The sequence below is a fragment of the Enterobacter sp. SM3 genome (assembly GCF_009811935.2).
GTDB classification, from domain to species: Bacteria; Pseudomonadota; Gammaproteobacteria; order Enterobacterales; family Enterobacteriaceae; genus Enterobacter; species Enterobacter asburiae_D.
Genome location: NZ_CP099971.1, coordinates 783,110 through 801,359 on the forward strand (window position 1 = coordinate 783,110; position 18,250 = coordinate 801,359).

At 58.9% G+C, this 18,250-nt stretch carries 15 protein-coding genes and 1 riboswitch; of the genes, 5 read left to right on the forward strand and 10 right to left on the reverse strand.

The window, feature by feature from the left end; genetic code table 11:
* Positions 1 to 93: 93 nt before the first annotated feature.
* From polB to araB, 4 genes are all read right to left on the reverse strand, one after another.
* On the reverse strand, positions 94 to 2,451 hold the full coding sequence (polB, locus tag GVO84_RS03600; RefSeq protein WP_121425002.1) for a DNA polymerase II: 2,358 nt from the start codon (positions 2,449 to 2,451) through the stop codon (positions 94 to 96).
* Between the two features lie 156 nt (positions 2,452 to 2,607).
* Positions 2,608 to 3,303 (reverse strand): L-ribulose-5-phosphate 4-epimerase, encoded by a 696-nt coding sequence (araD, locus tag GVO84_RS03605; protein WP_039260840.1) that lies wholly within the window; start codon positions 3,301 to 3,303, stop codon positions 2,608 to 2,610.
* Between the two features lie 86 nt (positions 3,304 to 3,389).
* Entirely contained in the window at positions 3,390 to 4,892 is a 1,503-nt protein-coding gene (gene araA, locus GVO84_RS03610; RefSeq protein WP_023310371.1) for an L-arabinose isomerase, read from the reverse strand.
* A gap of 10 nt (positions 4,893 to 4,902) precedes the next feature.
* A complete protein-coding gene (araB, locus tag GVO84_RS03615; protein ID WP_159515501.1) occupies positions 4,903 to 6,612 on the reverse strand; it encodes a ribulokinase in 1,710 nt (569 codons plus the stop codon).
* A gap of 337 nt (positions 6,613 to 6,949) precedes the next feature.
* Here araB and araC point away from each other — a divergent pair, with 337 nt between their 5' ends.
* Entirely contained in the window at positions 6,950 to 7,795 is an 846-nt protein-coding gene (gene araC / locus GVO84_RS03620; protein WP_023310373.1) for an arabinose operon transcriptional regulator AraC, read from the forward strand.
* A 118-nt stretch (positions 7,796 to 7,913) separates the two neighbouring features.
* Positions 7,914 to 8,681 (forward strand): DedA family protein, encoded by a 768-nt coding sequence (locus GVO84_RS03625; protein ID WP_121425004.1) that lies wholly within the window; start codon positions 7,914 to 7,916, stop codon positions 8,679 to 8,681.
* A 471-nt stretch (positions 8,682 to 9,152) separates the two neighbouring features.
* Here GVO84_RS03625 and thiQ read toward each other — a convergent pair whose 3' ends face one another.
* The 4 genes from thiQ to sgrR all read right to left on the reverse strand — a co-directional run bounded on the left by thiQ (position 9,153) and on the right by sgrR (position 14,231).
* The gene (gene thiQ, locus GVO84_RS03630) at positions 9,153 to 9,854 is read right to left on the reverse strand and encodes a thiamine ABC transporter ATP-binding protein ThiQ (protein ID WP_159515502.1); all 702 of its coding nucleotides are present in this window, start codon (positions 9,852 to 9,854) and stop codon (positions 9,153 to 9,155) included.
* Positions 9,838 to 11,448, reverse strand: a complete 1,611-nt coding sequence (gene thiP, locus GVO84_RS03635; protein WP_159515503.1) for a thiamine/thiamine pyrophosphate ABC transporter permease ThiP — start codon at positions 11,446 to 11,448, stop codon at positions 9,838 to 9,840. Before thiP ends, thiQ begins: the two co-directional genes overlap by 17 nt.
* Positions 11,424 to 12,407 carry a thiamine ABC transporter substrate binding subunit gene (gene thiB, locus GVO84_RS03640; RefSeq protein WP_159515504.1) on the reverse strand — a complete coding sequence of 328 codons (984 nt, stop codon included), beginning with the start codon at positions 12,405 to 12,407 and terminating at the stop codon, positions 11,424 to 11,426. Before thiB ends, thiP begins: the two co-directional genes overlap by 25 nt.
* Positions 12,408 to 12,438: 31 nt before the next feature.
* Positions 12,439 to 12,539, reverse strand: a riboswitch (TPP riboswitch).
* A 36-nt stretch (positions 12,540 to 12,575) separates the two neighbouring features.
* Positions 12,576 to 14,231, reverse strand: a complete 1,656-nt coding sequence (sgrR, locus tag GVO84_RS03645; RefSeq protein WP_121425008.1) for an HTH-type transcriptional regulator SgrR — start codon at positions 14,229 to 14,231, stop codon at positions 12,576 to 12,578.
* Positions 14,232 to 14,319: 88 nt separating this feature from the next.
* Here sgrR and sgrT point away from each other — a divergent pair, with 88 nt between their 5' ends.
* The 3 genes from sgrT (at position 14,320) to GVO84_RS03660 (ending at position 16,140) form a co-directional block, all read left to right on the forward strand.
* A complete protein-coding gene (gene sgrT / locus GVO84_RS03650) occupies positions 14,320 to 14,472 on the forward strand; it encodes a glucose uptake inhibitor SgrT (protein WP_159515505.1) in 153 nt (50 codons plus the stop codon).
* Positions 14,473 to 14,591: 119 nt separating this feature from the next.
* Positions 14,592 to 15,770, forward strand: a complete 1,179-nt coding sequence (locus tag GVO84_RS03655) for a sugar efflux transporter (RefSeq protein WP_159515506.1) — start codon at positions 14,592 to 14,594, stop codon at positions 15,768 to 15,770.
* A gap of 217 nt (positions 15,771 to 15,987) precedes the next feature.
* Positions 15,988 to 16,140: a Hok/Gef family protein gene (locus GVO84_RS03660; RefSeq protein WP_010427008.1), complete on the forward strand. Its 153-nt coding sequence runs from the start codon at positions 15,988 to 15,990 to the stop codon at positions 16,138 to 16,140.
* Positions 16,141 to 16,232: 92 nt separating this feature from the next.
* Here GVO84_RS03660 and leuD read toward each other — a convergent pair whose 3' ends face one another.
* Both leuD and leuC read right to left on the reverse strand, forming a co-directional pair.
* A complete protein-coding gene (gene leuD / locus GVO84_RS03665) occupies positions 16,233 to 16,838 on the reverse strand; it encodes a 3-isopropylmalate dehydratase small subunit (RefSeq protein ID WP_159515507.1) in 606 nt (201 codons plus the stop codon).
* 10 nt (positions 16,839 to 16,848) lie between these two features.
* Entirely contained in the window at positions 16,849 to 18,249 is a 1,401-nt protein-coding gene (leuC, locus tag GVO84_RS03670; protein WP_159515508.1) for a 3-isopropylmalate dehydratase large subunit, read from the reverse strand.
* Position 18,250 lies beyond the last annotated feature (1 nt).

The following is an 18,250-nucleotide window of genomic DNA, read 5'->3' on the forward strand; positions in this document are numbered from 1 at the left end:
GTTCGACTACCGTCAAAAAAGACGGTCATCGAAAAATGGGTCCGGGAATGGAAAGGGCGCTATGGTACTGGATGGCAGCCATTTCGTCACGCGTCAAAATAGGCCAAGTTGCCCTGTCACTAGTGTAGCAAAATCATCGTCGATGAAGGGCAAAATTCCGTCGGCAACCGGCTGAAGCTGACGCGTCAGATAGTGTTCGTAATCCAGAGGAGAATGCTGATAATCCACGGGTTCCGGGCCGCTAGTGGTCCAGACGTATTTAATGGTTCCCCGGTTTTGATACTGCGGCGCGCGGCCACGGCGGATGTTTTCTTCATCCGCCAGACGCGCGGCGCGTACGTGCGGAGGAACGTTGCGCTGGTACTCCGCCAGCGGGCGGCGCAGGCGCTTGCGGTATACCAGCTGCGCGTCAAGTTCGCCCGCCATCAGGCTGGCTATCGTCTCGCGTACGTAGTCCTGATACGGCTCATTGCGAAACACCCGCAGATAGAGCGTCTGCTGGAACTGCTGCGCCAGCGGCGTCCAGTCGGTACGTACCGTCTCCAGCCCTTTAAAAACCATCCGCTGCGTGTCGCCTTCCTGAATCAGCCCGGCGTAGCGCTTCTTGCTGCCCTGATCGGTGCCGCGAATGGTGGGCATTAAAAAGCGGGCGAAATGGGTTTCAAATTCCAGCTCCAGCGCGCTGGTTAACCGCTCTTTCTGCAAATGTTCCTGCCACCAGTCGTTCACGAAGGCGACCAGCGCTTTGCCGATTTGCGCGGCGTCGTCTTCTGAATGCGCGCCCTTAAGCCACACAAAGGTGGAGTCCGTGTCGCCGTAGATGACGTCATAGCCCCGGGACTCAATCAGCGCTTTGGTCTGGCGCATGATCTCGTGCCCGCGCATGGTGATCGAGGAGGCCAGACGCGGATCAAAGAAGCGGCAGGCGCTGGTGCCCAGCACGCCGTAAAAGGCGTTCATAATGATTTTCAGCGCCTGAGAAAGGGGTTTGTTACCGTGGTGCTTGGCCTCGTCGCGGCCGTGCCAGATGTTTCCCACGATTTCAGGCAGACAGTGTTTTTCCCGCGAGAAGCGTGCGCCGAGGAAGCCTTCGGTGCTGTGCTCATCATCCGGCTGGGCCATGCCCTCAACCAGCCCGACGGGATCGATCAGGAAGGTGCGGATAATCGACGGGTACAGGCTTTTGTAATCCAGGACCAGAACGGAGTCATACAATCCTGGTCGGGAGTCCATGACGTATCCGCCGGGGCTTGCCTGCGGCGGCACGTCTCCGAGGTTGGGGGCGACGTATCCTGCCCGGTGCATCCGCGGAAAATAGAGGTGGCTAAAGGCGGCAACCGAGCCGCCGTGCCTGTCGACCGCAAGGCCGTTCACCGTCGCGCGCTCCAGCAGGAACGGCATGATCTCGGTTTTGTGGAAAATCTGCGTCACCAGCTCGCAGTCTTTCAGGTTATAGGTGGCGAGCGCGGGTTTATCTTCGTTAAAGCGCCGGTCGATCTCGTCCATTCTGTCCCAGGGGTTGTCGATGGATTTGCCTTCGCCAAGCAGCTCCTGCGCGACGGCTTCGAGGGAGAATGAAGAGAAGTTCCAGAAGGCGGATTTTAGCGCCTCGATGCCGTCGATAATCAGGCGACCGTTAGCCTGCGCGAAGAAAACGCCGTTCTTAAAACCGTGTTCGCGCCATTCCAGCTCGCTGTTTCCGCGCCCCAGCATCAGCGGGATGCGGTAGCGCTCGGCGTGTTTTTGCAGCACGCGCAGGTCGAACTGCACCACGTTCCAGCCGATCAGAACATCGGGATCGTAGTCGGCAAACCACTGGTTAAGCTTCTCCAGCAGCTGCGGACGGCTATTGACATACTCAAGCCGGAAATCCAGCGCGGACGCATCGCCATTCGGCGGCCCGAGCATATAGACAACCCGATCGCCGCACCCTTCCAGGCCAATGCAGTACAGCTCGCCGTGGCGGGTGGTTTCGATATCCAGGGAGGCCCACTTCAGCGGCGGGCGATAGTGTGGGTTAGGCTTCAGGCGCGCGTTAACGACGCCGCCGTTTTGTTCAATGCCATCAACCCAGACGGGGGCGGTGATGAACCGCTCCATCAGAAAACGTTCCGGCGGGCGGATATCTGCTTCGTAGAGCGTCACGCCCGCTTCGCGGAGCAGTTTTTCATAGCGCATCAGCTGTCGATGGGCGCGACAATAGAGGCCGTAAACCGGCTGGCGGTGGAAATCTTTCAGCTCAAGCGGGGTGATGCGCCAGCCGTTTTCGCCGCGCAGCAGCTGTTTCACTTTTTCGACGTGGGCTTCAGGAATAAAGGCCACGGATTCCTGCGGGGGCAGCGTAACGTGTAGCGGACCGTTATTGGTTGCCAGCCAGAACGCGACCTCGGTACCCTGAGGGGTATCCCGCCAGTGTCGGGTCAGTAAAAAGCCTTCTTGCGCCTGCGCCACGCCGTTATCCCAGAAAACAAAACCAGGCCTGATTATAGCCTGGTTAAGGTAGGTTTGCTGGGGTTTTATACAGTGCCTGTTTCGTCGGATGGCGCTGCGCTTATCCGGCCTACAGGTTCCGTAGGCCCGGTAAGCGCAGCGCCACCGGGCAAGGGTTTACTGCCCGTAGTAGGCCTTCGCGCCGTGCTTGCGCAGGTAATGCTTATCCAGCAGGGTTTGCTGCATATCCGGCAGCTGCGGCGCCAGCTGGCGGCAGAAGATCCCCATATAGGCGACCTCTTCCAGCACGATGGCGTTATGCACCGCGTCTTCTGCGTTTTTACCCCAGGCAAACGGGCCGTGGGAGTGCACCAGCACGCCGGGCATCTGCGCCGCGTCGATCCCCTGTTTTTCGAAGGTTTCGACAATCACGTTGCCCGTTTCCCACTCGTACTCACCGTTAATCTCCGCATCGGTCATCAGACGCGTGCAGGGAATGGTGCCGTAAAAGTAGTCCGCGTGGGTGGTGCCGGTCGCCGGGATGGACTGGCCCGCCTGCGCCCAGATGGTCGCATGGCGCGAATGGGTATGCACAATGCCGCCGATGGTTGGGAATGACCGGTAGAGCAGGCGGTGTGTCGGCGTATCGGAGGACGGTTTTTTCTTACCTTCGACCACTTCGCCGGTCTCGAGGCTGACAACGACCATATCGTCTGCGGTCATCACCGTGTAATCCACGCCGGAAGGCTTAATCACGAACACGCCTTTTTCCCGATCAACGGCGCTGACGTTGCCCCAGGTCAGGGTCACCAGATTATGTTTCGGCAGCGCCAGGTTGGCTTCGAGCACCTGACGTTTGAGATCGTCTAACATAGTTGTCTCCTGCCGGATGGCGCTTCGCTTATCCGGCCTACGGAACCGTAGGCCCGGTAAACGCAGTGCCACCGGGCATTCAGGGCTTAGCGTTTTGAACCGTAATAGACTTCGTTCCAGCGCAGCGCGTCTTTGAAGGCGGGCAGGCGGGTATCGTTATCAATGACGGTCAGCTCGATATCGTGCAGCTCGGCGAACTGACGCATGTCGTTCAGATCCAGCGCGTGGCTGAACACCGTATGGTGCGCGCCGCCGGCCAGGATCCAGGCCTCTGAGGCGGTTGGCAGGTCAGGCTGTGCTTTCCACAGGGCGTTGGCGACCGGCAGTTTCGGCAGGGAGTGCGGCGTTTCAACCGCATCGACGCAGTTCACCAGCAGGCGGAAACGATCGCCCAGGTCGATCAGGCTGGCGTTGATGGCCGGGCCTGTGCGGGTGTTGAAGATCAGACGCGCCGGATCGGCTTTACCGCCGATACCGAGGTACTGTACGTCGAGGATCGGTTTCTCTTCGACGGCGATTGTCGGACACACTTCCAGCATGTGGGAGCCGAGCACCAGGTCGTTGCCGTTTTCGAAGTGGTAGGTGTAGTCCTCCATAAAGGAGGTGCCGCCCTGCAGACCGGTCGACATCACCTTCATGATGCGAAGCAGAGCGGCAGTTTTCCAGTCGCCTTCGCCTGCAAAGCCATAGCCCTGCTGCATCAGACGCTGTACCGCCAGGCCCGGCAGCTGTTTCAGGCCGTGGAGGTCTTCAAAGGTGGTGGTAAAGGCGTGGAAGCCGCCCTGTTCCAGGAAGCGCTTCATGCCCAGCTCGATGCGCGCCGCGTCCAGCACGTTCTGGCGCTTGTCGCCGTTGATTTGTGCCGCAGGCGTCAGGCGGTAGCTGCTTTCGTACTCGTCCACCAGCGCGCTCACGTCGCCGTCGCTTATTTCATTCACCACCTGCACCAGGTCGCCCACGGCCCAGGTATTCACGGAGAAGCCGAACTTGATCTGCGCGGCCACTTTGTCGCCGTCGGTGACCGCCACTTCACGCATGTTGTCGCCGAAACGCACCACTTTCAGGTGGCGGGTGTCCTGCTTAGAGACGGCCTGACGCATCCAGGAGCCGATGCGCTGTTGCGCTTTACCATCCTGCCAGTGGCCGGTCACCACCGCGTGCTGCTGACGCATACGCGCGCCGATGAAGCCGAACTCCCGGCCGCCGTGCGCGGTCTGGTTCAGGTTCATAAAGTCCATGTCGATGCTGTCCCACGGCAGGGAGGCGTTGAACTGGGTATGGAACTGCAGCAGCGGTTTGTTGAGGATAGACAGACCGTTGATCCACATTTTTGCTGGCGAGAAGGTGTGCAGCCACACCACCAGACCGGCGCATTTATCGTCGTAGTTGGCGTCGCGGCAGATGTGGGTAATTTCGTCAGGCGTGGTGCCCAGCGGTTTTAGCACCAGTTTGCACGGCAGTTTAGCTTCCGCGTTCAGCGCGTTAACGACGTGCTCCGCGTGTTTCGTCACCTGCTGCAGCGCTTCCGGTCCGTACAGATGCTGGCTGCCAATCACAAACCACACTTCATAGTTATTAAAAATGGTCATCATCGTGTCCTTAATGGGTCAGGGTTGCCGTAGTGTCCGCGGTGTTTTTGGCCGGGGCGGCGACAGGGAGATAGTGAAGTTCGGCGCTTTTTGCCCATTGCTGGTAGCGCTGATAAAGCTGTTCAAAGCGTTGTGCCTGCTGGACGCGCGGCTGGAGCGTGTTTTCGACGGCGCTCGCCATATGCTGCTGCGCGGTCGGAATGTCGGCGTGAATGCCTGCGGCCACGGCGGCGAAAATCGCCGCGCCCAGCGCGCAGCACTGATCGGAGGCCACAATCTGCAGCGGACGGTTCAGCACGTCGCAGCAGGCCTGCATGATCACCGGGTTTTTACGGGCGATGCCGCCCAGCGCCATCACGTTGTTCACGTCGATGCCCTGCCCGGTGAAGCACTCCATAATGGCGCGGGCACCGAAAGCCGTTGCGGCAATCAGACCGCCGAACAGTGCAGGCGCGTCGGTCGCCAGGTTGAGATCCGCAATCACCCCTTTCAGACGCTGGTTGGCAAACGGCGTGCGGCGGCCGTTAAACCAGTCCAGCACCACCGGCAGGTGTTCGAGAGACGGATTTTTTGCCCAGGCTTCGGTGAGCTGCGGCAGAAGCTGCTTTTTGCTCTCGGCTATCTGGGTTTTCAGTTCAGGATGCGCCGCCGCCAGCTGGTCCAGCGGCCAGCCGAGCACGCGGCCAAACCAGGCGTAGATATCGCCAAACGCGGACTGACCGGCTTCGAGGCCGATGAAGTCCGGCACCACGCTGCCGTCCACCTGGCCGCAGATGCCTTTCACCGCGCGGTCGCCGACGGTGGCTTTATCCGCCGTCAGGATGTCGCAGGTGGAGGTGCCGATAACTTTGACCAGCGTGTTTGGCTGCGCGCCCGCGCCCACGGCGCCCATATGGCAGTCAAAGGCGCCGCCGGAGATGGCCACGTTTTGCGGAAGCCCCAGGCGTTTTGCCCACTCTTCGCACAGCGTGCCGACCGGAATATCGGCGGTGAAGGTGTCGGTAAACAGCGGGTATGTCAGGCTCTTGTTGAGGATCGGGTCGAGTTCATCGAAGAACGCGGCCGGAGGCAGGCCGCCCCAGCTTTCATGCCACAGGGATTTATGCCCGGCGCTGCAGCGACCGCGGCGGATATCCTGCGGGCGCGTGGTCCCGGAGAGCAGGGCAGGCACCCAGTCGCACAACTCAACCCATGACGCCGCAGCCTGTGCGACGGAGGCGTCGGCACGGGTGACGTGGAGGATCTTGGCCCAGAACCATTCGCTGGAATAAATCCCGCCGATATAGCGTGAGTAATCCGTTTTGCCCGGCTGATGGCACAGGCGGGTGATGGCTTCGGCCTCTTCCACGGCGGTGTGGTCTTTCCACAGCACAAACATGGCGTTCGGGTTGTCGGCGAACTCCGGGCGCAGCGCCAGCACGCGGCCTTCGGCATCCACGGGGGCTGGCGTGGAGCCGGTGCTGTCGACGCCGATGCCGACAATCTCCGCCCGCTGGGCATCAGTCAGTTCGGCCAGGACGGTTTTGATCGCCGCTTCCATCGACTCGATATAGTCACGCGGGTGGTGGCGGAACTGGTTGTTTGGCGCATCGCAGTAGCGCCCCTCTTGCCAGCGCGGGTACCACTCAACGCTGGTTGCTATCTCCTGGCCGGACGTACAGTCCACTGCCAGCGCGCGAACTGAATCGCTGCCAAAATCGAGGCCAATCGCAATTGCCATGGTGTTGCTCCATCGAAAAAACAGGTATGGAAGAACATTAGAGACTGGGAACAAAAGTCGTCAGGCAGGATCCGCTAATCTTATGGACTAAATTGCTGTTACAACGGAAAGTGTGACGCCGTGCAAATATTCAATGTGGACATTTCTGCCGCACTTATAGACACTTTTGTTACTGGTTATCTGCCTGCTCTTGCGGAGAAATCAGGGGGAAAGGCTGAAACATGGCGGACGTAAAAGCGGCGTGATGCTTTTTGGATCTTTTCGCTGGCCATTTTTAACCTGCTTTTAGTGATATGGACAATTGGTTTCCTTCAGGACCCTTGGGAGAACTGAATCTATGGCCGAAACGCAAAACGATCCCCTGCTGCCGGGATACTCGTTTAACGCGCACCTTGTGGCGGGACTGACCCCTATCGAGGCTGAGGGATACCTCGACTTTTACGTCGACCGACCGCTCGGCATGAAAGGGTATATCCTCAACCTGACCGTTCGAGGGGAAGGGATCATCAAGAACGGTGACCAGCAGTTTGTCTGCCGCCCCGGCGATATCCTGCTGTTCCCGCCGGGGGAGATCCACCACTATGGCCGACATCCGGATGCCAAAGAGTGGTATCACCAGTGGGTCTACTTCCGTCCGCGCGCCTACTGGCAGGAGTGGCTTTCCTGGCCAGCTATTTTTGCGCACACCGGTTTTTATCGCCCGGATGAGGTTCATCTGGCGCAGTTTCGCGAGCTGTTCGCGCAGATTATTGAGGCAGGGCAGGCGGGCGGGCGTTACGCTGAACTGCTGGCGATTAACCTGCTCGAGCAGCTGTTGCTGCGAAGGATGGAGGCGATTAACGAGTCGCTTAACCCACCGCTGGATAACCGCGTGCGCGACGCCTGCCAGTACATCAGCGACCACCTGGCCGATAGCCAGTTTGATATCGCCAGCGTTGCCCAGCACGTCTGCCTGTCGCCGTCGCGGCTGTCGCATCTGTTCCGCCAACAGCTTGGCGTCAGCGTATTGAGCTGGCGCGAGGATCAGCGCATCAGCCAGGCGAAGCTGCTGCTCAGCACCACCCGGATGCCGATCGCCACAGTGGGGCGCAACGTGGGCTTTGAGGATCAGCTCTATTTTTCTCGCGTGTTTAAGAAGTGCACTGGCGCCAGCCCGAGCGAATTCCGCGCGGGATGTGAATAAACGGTAAACATTCAGGTGAACTTCAGGAGCATCCTGTAAACTATTCAGACAATTGATGCCTTGACGCGGTGCGGGGCGCTAAGCAGAATCGCTGATTCGTTTTCTGACCGGAATAGTTATGCAGGCATTGCTGGAACACTTTATTACCCAGTCCGTTATGTACTCGCTCATCGCCGTGGCGCTGGTGGCGTTTCTGGAATCGCTGGCGCTGGTTGGGCTGATCCTGCCCGGCACCGTGATGATGGCGGGGCTTGGCGCACTGATTGGCAGCGGCGAGGTTAATTTCTGGCAGGCGTGGCTGGCCGGGATTATCGGCTGCCTGCTGGGCGACTGGATCTCCTTCTGGCTGGGCTGGCGCTTTAAGAAGCCGCTGCACCGCTGGTCGTTCATGAAAAAGAACAAAGCCCTGCTGGATAAAACCGAGCATGCGCTGCATCAGCACAGCATGTTTACTATCCTCGTCGGCCGCTTTGTCGGACCAACGCGTCCGCTGGTGCCGATGGTGGCGGGAATGCTGGATCTGCCCGTCGCGAAATTCGTGGTGCCGAACATTATCGGCTGCGTCTTCTGGCCGCCGTTCTACTTCCTGCCGGGGATCCTCGCGGGTGCTGCGATTGATATTCCTGACGGTATGCAAAGCGGTGAGTTTAAGTGGCTGCTGCTGGGCACGGCTGTGCTGCTGTGGCTGGCGGCATGGCTCTGCTGGCGGCTGTGGCGCAGTGCGAAAGCGAATATCGATCGCCTGACGCGCTACCTCCCGCGTACTCGCCTGCTCTGGCTGGCCCCGCTGACGCTGGGTGTGGCCGTGGTAGCCCTGGTCGCGCTGATTCGTCACCCGCTGATGCCGGTATACGGCGAGATTTTATTAAAAGTGGTCAGCCGTTAAGGACTTTTTTCCCTCTCCCCGTGGGCTGAGGGTTCCCCAGTAATTTTTTAAACTGGAAGCGATTAGAGTTTCATCAGTAAAATGAATGGCTTACAGCGATATCCTGGTCCGGCTGTAAATCGCTGAGGCGTTTCCTGTAGGCCGGGGCGAGGCGCATGGATGCGCCGAGAGGGCGGGCTTTACAGGGATGTTACCTCCGCCCGTACCCGATAAGCCGGAAGGAATAAGCCGAAGGCACCGCGTAGCGGCGATTTACCGCCGGGAGCCCGGGTTGCCAGGGTGGTGGCGACTGAGCCACCCTGGCACGTTCACCGGTTATGGCGTTACAGAGTAGCAAGAAAATTGAAGTGAACGGAAATACCACCTTAGCCGTATGTTCCCCTCACCCTAACCCTCTCCCCGGAGGGGCGAGGGGATTGTTCACTGCTCGCTTTAATTTGTGGGGAACCCTCAGCCCCGTGGGAGAGGGCATCAGACCGCACGAATGCCCAACAGCGAAGACGCCCCCGCTTTACCACTCAGCAGTTCTTCTGTATGTCCATCCCACAAAATACGCCCTTCGGCAATCACCACCGATCGCGGCGCGATGCGGGCGGCATCTTCGATACTGTGCGACACCATCAGCATCGTCAGCTGCTGGCGCTGACAGACGTCCTGCACCAGCGCTAGCATCTCCTGACGCAGTGCGGGATCGAGCGCCGAGAACGGCTCATCCAGCAGCAGGATTGGCTGCTCGCGCACCAGACAACGCGCCAGCGCCACGCGCTGACGCTGGCCGCCGGAAAGCTCGCCTGGCAGCCTGTCGATGAATTCAGCGATCCCCATCTGTGCGGCGATAATCTCCAGCTTCTGGCGCTGGGCATCGTTCAGCCTGAGTCCCGGATGCATTCCCAGCGCGATGTTTTGCCGCACCGTCAGGTGGGTAAACAGGTTGTTTTCCTGAAACAGCATTGAGACCGGACGTTTTGCGGGCGGCGTGTAGGTATGATCGTGATTTTCAATGACGATCGCGCCGCTTGCTGGCTGCAGAAAACCCGCAATCAAGTTAAGCAGCGTGCTTTTTCCCGCGCCGCTTGGGCCAAGTACGGCGATCATCTCCCCCTGGCGCACGGAGAGTGTGAAGCGCATCGGCAGATGCTGGTAAAGCCAGGTTACATCAGTCAGTTTTAACATCACGCCCCGGAAGTTTTTCGATAGCGGTAAATAAGGCAAAGCACAGCAGCAGCAGTAACAGCGCGGTGACCGCGCCGTCCTGACTGCGATAAGAGCCGATTTGCTGATAGAGCCAGTATGGCAGCGTGCGGAAATCGTCATTGCCAAAGAGAGCCACCACGCCAAAATCCCCAATCGACAGCACGCAGGCAAACGCCAGCGCCTGCGCCAGCGGGCGTTTTAGCGCGCGCAGTTCGACCACCTTCAGCCGCTGCCAGCCCTGCATGCCCAGCGACTGGCACAGCAAACCGTAGCGGCTGTTGACGTCGCGCATCGGGTTTTCCAGCACTTTGAGCGCGTAGGGAATGGCCATCAGAGCGTTAGTGAAAATCACAATGCCGTCGGCGCTTTGCGGCAGACCGATGGTGCTGTTGAACAGTAAAAAGAAGCCCGTCGCCAGCACGATGCCCGGCATCGCCAGAATCAGCATGCCCGTCAGCTCCAGCGCCTGTCCGGCCTTTTGGGCCCGCCGGGCATAGAGTTCACGGCTGCTCCACAGCAGCATCATGGTCAGCATGACGCACAGTAACCCAGCCGCCAGGGCGATACGCAGCGAGGTCCAGGTGGCCTGCCAGAGCACGGGCTGTTGCAGGACGGATATGAGATTGCGGTTCAGTCCGTCAACGATAACGGCCATCAGCGGCGGCAGCAGCAGCAGGAGCGCCAGCGCAATCAGGATAAAATCGGTGACGCGGCTGTGCAGGCTGTCCTGCGGATCGCGCCAGCCGGTTATTTGATTGCTGCCCGCGGGAATGGCTTTACTCAGCCGCTGGCTCAGCAGCACCAGCGCAAGACAGCACGCCATCTGCACCATCGCCAGCAGCGCGGCGCGACCGGGATCGTAGTCGTAACTTAGCGCCTGGTAAATCGCCAGCTCAATGGTGGTGGCCTGCGGCCCGCCGCCGAGCGACAGCACGGTGGCAAAGCTGGCAAAGCAGAGCATGAAGATTAACGCCGCGACGGGGGGAAGCTGGCGGCGCAGCCACGGCCATTCGACAAAGCGGAAGAACGACCAGCCGCGCATGCCGAGCTGGGCGGCAACCTGACGCTGTTCGCCGGGAATGTTTTCCAGCGCCTGCAAGAAGAGGCGCGTTGCCATCGGCATATTGAAAAAGACGTGCGCCAGCAGAATGCCCTGCAGGCCGTAGGGAGAGAATGACCATTCCAGACCAAACAGGCCGAACAGCGTAGCCAGCCAGCCCTGGCGGCCGTAGACACTCAGAATACCAAATACCGCCACCAGCACGGGCAGGATCAGCGTCATGGCGCACAGGCGCAGCAGTGCCAGCCTGCCGGGGAAACGCCGACGATACAGGGCGCGCGCAAGAAAAATGGCCGGGATCGCCGACAGCAGGGCAGAAAGAAACGCCTGCCAGAAGGAGAACCGGATCACGTGCCAGAGATAGCTGTCGTGCCAGAGGGCGAGCAGGTCACTCTCTGGCGCGTTGAACCACAGTGCAAGAAAAGCCCCCAGGCTGACCACTACCATCACTATGGCGGTGAGCAGCCCGGGAAGTAACCAGCCGGGAATCAACGGCTGACGGCGCGTTGCCATTCACTTACCCATGCTGCACGCTGCGCGGCGACCTGCTGCGGCGTAAACTCCAGCGAGGTGTTTGGTTTGGTCAGCTGCTCGAAACCTGCGGGCAGGGTAACGTTAGTGACCGGATACATCCAGTTGCCTGCGGGAATCGCATTCTGGAACGCCGGTGAAACCATGAACTTCAGGAACTTCTCGGCCAGCTCCGGCTGTTTGCTGGTGGCGGTACGCGCGGCGACTTCCACCTGCAGATAGTGCCCTTCAGCAAAATTAGCGGCAGCATAGTTATCTTTCTTCTCGGCGATAATGTGGTAGGCCGGAGAGGTGGTGTAGCTCAGCACCAGATCGCTTTCGCCTTTCAGGAACAGGCCATAGGCTTCGCTCCAGCCCTTGGTCACGGTGACGGTTTTGGCGGCCAGCTTCTGCCACGCTTCCGGCGCTTTATCCCCGTAGACCTTCTGCATCCACAGCAGCAGGCCCAGGCCCGGCGTGCTGGTACGCGGATCTTCATAAATCACGCGCCATTTCTGGTCACTTTCCACCAGCTCTTTCAGGCTCTTCGGCGGGTTTTTCAGCTTGTTTTTGTCATACACGAACGCAAAGTAGCCGTAGTCGAACGGCACAAAGGTGTCGTTTTTCCAGCCGCCCGGCACGTTAACGGCATCTGCCGCAACGCCGCTTTTGGCAAACAGTTTGGTTTGCGAGGCGGCTTCCAGCAGGTTGTTATCCAGCCCGAGCACCACGTCGGCCTTGCTGTTTTTCCCTTCCATGCGCAGACGGTTGAGCAGAGAAACGCCATCTTCCAGCGCCACGAACTTCAGCTCGCAGTTACAGTCCGCTTCGAAGGCTTTTTTGACCACCGGGCCAGGGCCCCAGTCGGCAGAGAAGGAGTCATAGGTGTAGACCGTCAGGACGGGCTTCGCAAAAGCAGGCAGCGCAAACAGCGCCAGCAGGGGGAGAACTTTTTTTAACACTTTGCACCTCAAAGTTGAGTGGCAAAGGATTTTGAGCGACAGCCTCAAATCCCTTCGCCGGCGTTATCCGGATCAGGTTCGACGGGTATTATCTCAGCGCACATCTGTGATGCAGCACCCCGTTGAGAACGGCGCTATTGTAATGATTTGGTGAATATTACGAAAGCGTTATGGCTCCGGCGGCGCAAACCAGGCGGATTTAAAATCAAACCAGCCCAGGGTATTCATCCGCAGGCCGCGCATGCTGCGCTGGCCCTGGATCATCAGCCAATGGTGGATCAGCGGTACGATCGCCTGCTCGCCCAGCAGCTGCTGGCACCACGCCGCAAGATTCATTTCGCCCGCACGCCACTGGGCGGCGTCCTGCTGCCAGTCACGGTCGATGCAGTGCTGGATGAGAGGCACTTCATATAGATGCGAGAAAAGGGAAAAATCGAGCGGCAGGGTAAAGTTGGCGCTGTTGAGCCAGATATCACTGGCGATCTCCCCCTGATGCCATTCGTCATAGTCTACTTCCCTGACGTCTAACGTGACCCCCTCGGCTGCCAGCAGTCGGGTCATGATTCTGGCGATAAAACGATGCTCCACGTGCTCGCGGTAGTAGGTCAGGGTGATGGACTCCAGCCCGGCGGGTTTGTCGCAGTGCACCGGGCGGGCGTGGTGCCAGCGCGGAAGCAGGCCGTACGCCGGGAACCAGTATGTCTGGTACTGCTCTTCCGCATGGTAAATCAGATTGGAAGGGGACAAAACGTGGCTGACCCACTTGCGCACGGCCTGATTTGCCCCACGGTGGGTGCGGCGGTCAAAGAGGAGATAGTAACATCCCTCTTCCAGGCGACTCTCTACGGCTTTTTCTCCCGTGGTAGGGCCTTCAAGCGTCAGCCCGCAGCTCAGGTCTTCATTGAGATCCGGTAATACCCACACGTTCACTTCGTCGATCAGCGCCCGATAGCCAAAGTAGTCGTCGAACGCGCGGATTTTCAGCTGGTTGCTGTTATTGCGGGAGACGGAGTAGGGCCCGGTGCCAATCGGCTGGCTGGCAAAGTTGTTCAACGATTCCCACTCGCCGGGCAAAATCATCGACGGCACATAGCCCAGCAGCCAGGGAAGCCACTTATCCTGCTGCGACAACTCGATATCCAGCGTCCAGGCCGTGGGGGAGTGCACACGGGAGATATGGGAGTAGAGCGGGAGCTTGCGGACGCGTTCCAGAGAGGCGATGACGTCGTGCATTTCCAGCTCGCGGCCGTGGTGAAAGTGGATGCCGGGGCGTAAGAAGAAGCGCCAGTGAAACGGGGAAACCTGCTGCCAGTGGTGCGCGATATCTGCTTCCAGTTCCCCGTTTTCCTCATTTATGCGCGTCAGGCCGCTGAAGATTTGCCGGGCCATGTGGGTTTCAGAGCGGCGTAAGGCCGTGCCGGGCAACAGATTTTTCATTGGGCGATAGTAAAGCACCCGCAGGATGTGTCGGCCCTGACGAAAGCTGCGCCCGAGATGGGAAACCAGCATCTGGCGCACGGCGGCCTTGTCGCCCACCAACTGGACCAGCTGATCGATGCGGTCCTGCTCCAGCAGGTCTTCCGCGCGCTGCTGCTGCAACGCCAGCCCGGTATAGAGAAAGGTCAGTCGCGAGCGTTTGCCGCGTCCCGCCTCCGCTTCCCAGCTTAACCAACCCTGCTGCTGCATGGTGTTGAGCAGCGTGCGCATATGGCGGCGGGAACAGCTAAGCAGGTCCGCCAGCTCGTTGAGCGTGGTCTCCTGCGATTGCCCCTCGCAGCACTGCCAGAGGCGGATAAACTGTTGTTGCAGACGACCGGAAGGCATAAAAGGGGAACTCCTGACAAAAAACCAGCAATTTATTTATCCCTATATTAGGCCAATAATTCTCCTCGATGAAGCGAGGAGGTAAATTATGAAGAGGTCTACCGCACGTCAGTTTTATCAGCAGTACTTTTCAGCGACGAAGGGATCGTCCTGGCTGGCCCGCCAGTGTGCCGAGCAACGGCTGAAAATGTTAGAAGAACTGATGCAGTGGGACGTTACGGAACCGGCCTCTTCCCGCTGACTCGCCTCGATCATGTGTGACTGAGTATTGGTGCTTATCACCCGCCAGCAAAATGTTTTTGCTGGCTTTTTTCGTTTACTATTCACCCAATTTCGATTCGCTTTCACAAGGACTTGCGCATGCTGTGGTTGATGACGATGGGGCGACGCCTGAACGGCGTGTATGCCGCTTTTATGCTGGTGGCCTTTATGATGGGCGTGGCGGGGGCGCTGCAGGCACCGACGCTGAGCCTGTTTCTCAGCCGCGAGGTGGGGGCACAGCCGTTTTGGGTCGGCCTGTTTTATACCGTCAACGCCATTGCCGGGATCCTGGTCAGCCTCGCGCTGGCGAAACGATCGGACAGCCAGGGCGATCGCCGCAGGCTGATCCTCTTTTGCTGCGCCATGGCCGTGGGCAACGCGCTGCTCTTTGCCTTTAACCGCCATTACCTGACGCTCATTACCTGCGGCGTGCTGCTGGCGTCGCTGGCGAACACCGCCATGCCGCAGCTGTTCGCGCTGGCCCGTGAATACGCGGATAACTCGGCGCGGGAAGTGGTGATGTTCAGCTCGGTGATGCGTGCCCAGCTCTCGCTGGCGTGGGTCATTGGCCCGCCGCTGGCCTTCATGCTGGCGTTGAACTACGGCTTTACCGCCATGTTCTCCATCGCCGCCGGGATTTTTGTCATCAGCCTGGTATTGATTGCCTTCGCGCTGCCGTCCGTGGCGCGCGTCGAACAGGCGACGGATAAACCTGTCACCCAGGTGAGCGGCTGGCAGGACAAAAACGTCCGCATGCTGTTTATTGCCTCCACGCTGATGTGGACCTGCAACACCATGTACATCATCGATATGCCGCTGTGGATCAGCAGCGATCTGGGTTTACCGGACAAACTCGCGGGGATCTTAATGGGGACCGCTGCCGGTCTGGAAATTCCGGCGATGATTCTGGCGGGTTACTACGTTAAGCGCTTTGGAAAGCGTCGGATGATGATCGTCGCCGTGGCGGCCGGGGTGCTGTTCTACGCGGGGCTGATCCTTTTCCATTCGCGTGAAGCGTTGCTGGCGCTGCAGCTGTTTAACGCCGTGTTTATCGGGATTGTTGCCGGGATCGGCATGCTCTGGTTTCAGGATCTCATGCCCGGTCGTGCCGGCTCGGCGACCACGCTTTTTACCAACAGTATTTCAACCGGAGTGATTCTGGCAGGCGTCATTCAAGGGGCGCTGGCGCAAAGCTATGGGCATGGCTCAGTTTACTGGATGATTGCCGCGATTTCGGTGGTTACGCTTGGGCTGACCTGCCGGGTTAAGGATGTCTGATTCTGGAAGGCGGCTTCACGAAATGAAACGACTTTCTGACAGGTACCTGGAAGGAGAATAGAGTGCGTGGCGGGTGCTTGAGGCTATTTGCCTCAGGCTTTCGCAAGAGGCAAACAGTGGAGAGTCCCACATCAAAAAAACTGATGGGGAGACCAACTTCACAACCAACATTGCGAGGTTAGTCTCTTCATTGCCGAAAAGCAATAAGGAGACTGGAATGCCAAAACGTACTCTGCTGTTAGGTTTGTTTCTGATCTGTACTACGCTGTTGATCTTCACCTGGATGGTGCGCGACTCGCTGTGTGAGCTGCACTTCAGACAGGAGAAAACAGAGCTGGCGGCAGTGTTGGCTTACGAAGCAAAACGTTAGCGGTATTGGCGGGGGAAATTTCCTCGCCTCTCCAGAGTGGTTGAGCCTCAACGCACCCTTATCAATGGCCCGCTTTTTGCGGGCCATTGCCTTTAGCCCATAAACGCAGGCTGTTTTTTCTCGTACGCTGAGATGGCGTCTTCGTGCTGGAGCGTCAAACCAATGCTGTCCAGACCGTTCAGCATGCAGTGACGGCGGAAGGCATCGATGCTGAAGCTGTAGGTCTTATCTCCGGCTTTCACCACTTCGGCTTCCAGATCCACTTCAAACGAAATGCCCGGATTCGCCTTAACCAGCGCGAACAATTCATCGACCTGTTCATCGCTCAGCGTCACCGGCAGCAGCTGGTTGTTGAAGCTGTTACCGTAGAAGATATCCGCGAAGCTTGGGGCAATGACCACTTTAAAGCCGTAGTCGGTGAGCGCCCACGGCGCGTGTTCACGGGATGAGCCGCAGCCAAAGTTTTCCCGCGCCAGCAAAATGGAGGCGCCTTTGTATTCCGGGAAGTTCAGAACGAATTCCGGATTAGGCACTTCGCCCTTATCGTCCAGGAATCGCCAGTCGTTAAACAGATGTGCGCCAAAACCGGTACGCGTCACCTTCTGCAGAAACTGTTTCGGAATAATAGCGTCAGTATCGACGTTGGCGGCGTCCAGCGGGACAACACGGCCCGTATGTTGGGTAAATTTCTCTGCCATGATTGTCTCCTTATTTCAGGCTGCGAATATCGGCGAAATGGCCGCTGACTGCCGCAGCGGCGGCCATTGCCGGGCTGACCAGATGGGTGCGCCCACCGCGGCCCTGACGGCCTTCAAAGTTACGGTTGCTGGTAGAGGCGCAGCGCTCACCCGGATTCAGGCGATCGTTGTTCATGGCCAGACACATGGAGCAGCCAGGCAGACGCCACTCGAAGCCCGCTTCGATAAAGATCTTATCCAGACCTTCGGCTTCCGCCTGAGCCTTCACCGGACCGGAGCCAGGTACCACCAGCGCCTGCACGCCCGGTGCCACTTTGCGGCCTTTGGCAATCTCGGCGGCGGCACGCAAATCTTCGATACGGGAGTTGGTGCAGGAACCGATAAAGACCTTATCAATGGTTACGTCGGTCAACGGCACGCCGGGCTTCAGCCCCATATAGGCCAGCGCTTTTTCCGCACTGGCGCGCTCGACCGGATCGGCGAAGGAGGCCGGATCGGGAATGGCGTCGTTGACGGAAATCACCTGGCCCGGGTTAGTGCCCCAGGTCACCTGAGGCGCAATCTCTTCAGCCTGCAGCGTGACAACGGTATCAAACGTTGCCCCATCGTCGGTTTTCAGGGCTTTCCAGTACGCGACCGCGTCGTCAAAATTCTGACCTTTCGGCGCGTGCAGACGACCCTTCACATAGTTAAAGGTGGTTTCGTCCGGGGCGACCAGACCGGCTTTTGCGCCCATCTCAATGGCCATATTGCACAGGGTCATGCGTCCCTCCATGCTCAGCGCCTGGATGGCTTCACCGCAGAATTCAACAACATGACCGGTGCCGCCCGCGCTGCCGGTTTTACCGATGATGGCCAGCACGATGTCTTTTGCGGTAATACCCGGTGCGGCTTTACCCTTCACTTCAATCTTCATGGTTTTGGCGCGGCCCTGTTTCAGGGTCTGCGTTGCCAGCACATGTTCCACTTCGGACGTGCCGATACCGAACGCCAGCGCGCCAAACGCGCCGTGGGTCGCGGTATGGGAGTCACCGCACACGATGGTCATGCCCGGCAGGGTGATCCCTTGCTCAGGCCCCATCACGTGGACGATGCCCTGGTACGGATGGTTCAGGTCGTACAGCTCAACGCCAAACTCGTTGCAGTTCTTAATCAGCTCCTGCATCTGGATACGCGCCATCTCACCCGAGGCATTAATGTCTTTGGTCTGGGTGGATACGTTGTGATCCATCGTCGCGAAGGTTTTACCCGGCTGACGTACCGGACGCTTGTGCGCGCGCAGGCCGTCAAATGCCTGAGGAGAGGTCACTTCGTGCACCAGATGACGATCAATGTACAGCAGCGGGGTTTCGTTTGGTGCCTCGTAAACAACGTGCGCATCAAACAACTTTTCATATAACGTCTTAGCCATG

Excerpts from the sequence above, each read along its gene's own strand:
- leuD (WP_159515507.1), bottom strand. The coding sequence starts at position 16,838 with ATGGCAGAGAAATTTACCCAACATACGGGCCGTGTTGTCCCGCTGGAC.
- sgrT (WP_159515505.1), top strand. The coding sequence starts at position 14,320 with ATGAAGAGGTCTACCGCACGTCAGTTTTATCAGCAGTACTTTTCAGCG.
- GVO84_RS03655 (WP_159515506.1), top strand. The coding sequence starts at position 14,592 with ATGCTGTGGTTGATGACGATGGGGCGACGCCTGAACGGCGTGTATGCC.
- thiP (WP_159515503.1), bottom strand. The coding sequence starts at position 11,448 with ATGGCAACGCGCCGTCAGCCGTTGATTCCCGGCTGGTTACTTCCCGGG.
- araB (WP_159515501.1), bottom strand. The coding sequence starts at position 6,612 with ATGGCAATTGCGATTGGCCTCGATTTTGGCAGCGATTCAGTTCGCGCG.
- leuC (WP_159515508.1), bottom strand. The coding sequence starts at position 18,249 with ATGGCTAAGACGTTATATGAAAAGTTGTTTGATGCGCACGTTGTTTAC.
- GVO84_RS03625 (WP_121425004.1), top strand. The coding sequence starts at position 7,914 with ATGCAGGCATTGCTGGAACACTTTATTACCCAGTCCGTTATGTACTCG.
- GVO84_RS03660 (WP_010427008.1), top strand. The coding sequence starts at position 15,988 with ATGCCAAAACGTACTCTGCTGTTAGGTTTGTTTCTGATCTGTACTACG.
- araA (WP_023310371.1), bottom strand. The coding sequence starts at position 4,892 with ATGACCATTTTTAATAACTATGAAGTGTGGTTTGTGATTGGCAGCCAG.
- sgrR (WP_121425008.1), bottom strand. The coding sequence starts at position 14,231 with ATGCCTTCCGGTCGTCTGCAACAACAGTTTATCCGCCTCTGGCAGTGC.
- araD (WP_039260840.1), bottom strand. The coding sequence starts at position 3,303 with ATGTTAGACGATCTCAAACGTCAGGTGCTCGAAGCCAACCTGGCGCTG.
- araC (WP_023310373.1), top strand. The coding sequence starts at position 6,950 with ATGGCCGAAACGCAAAACGATCCCCTGCTGCCGGGATACTCGTTTAAC.
- thiQ (WP_159515502.1), bottom strand. The coding sequence starts at position 9,854 with ATGTTAAAACTGACTGATGTAACCTGGCTTTACCAGCATCTGCCGATG.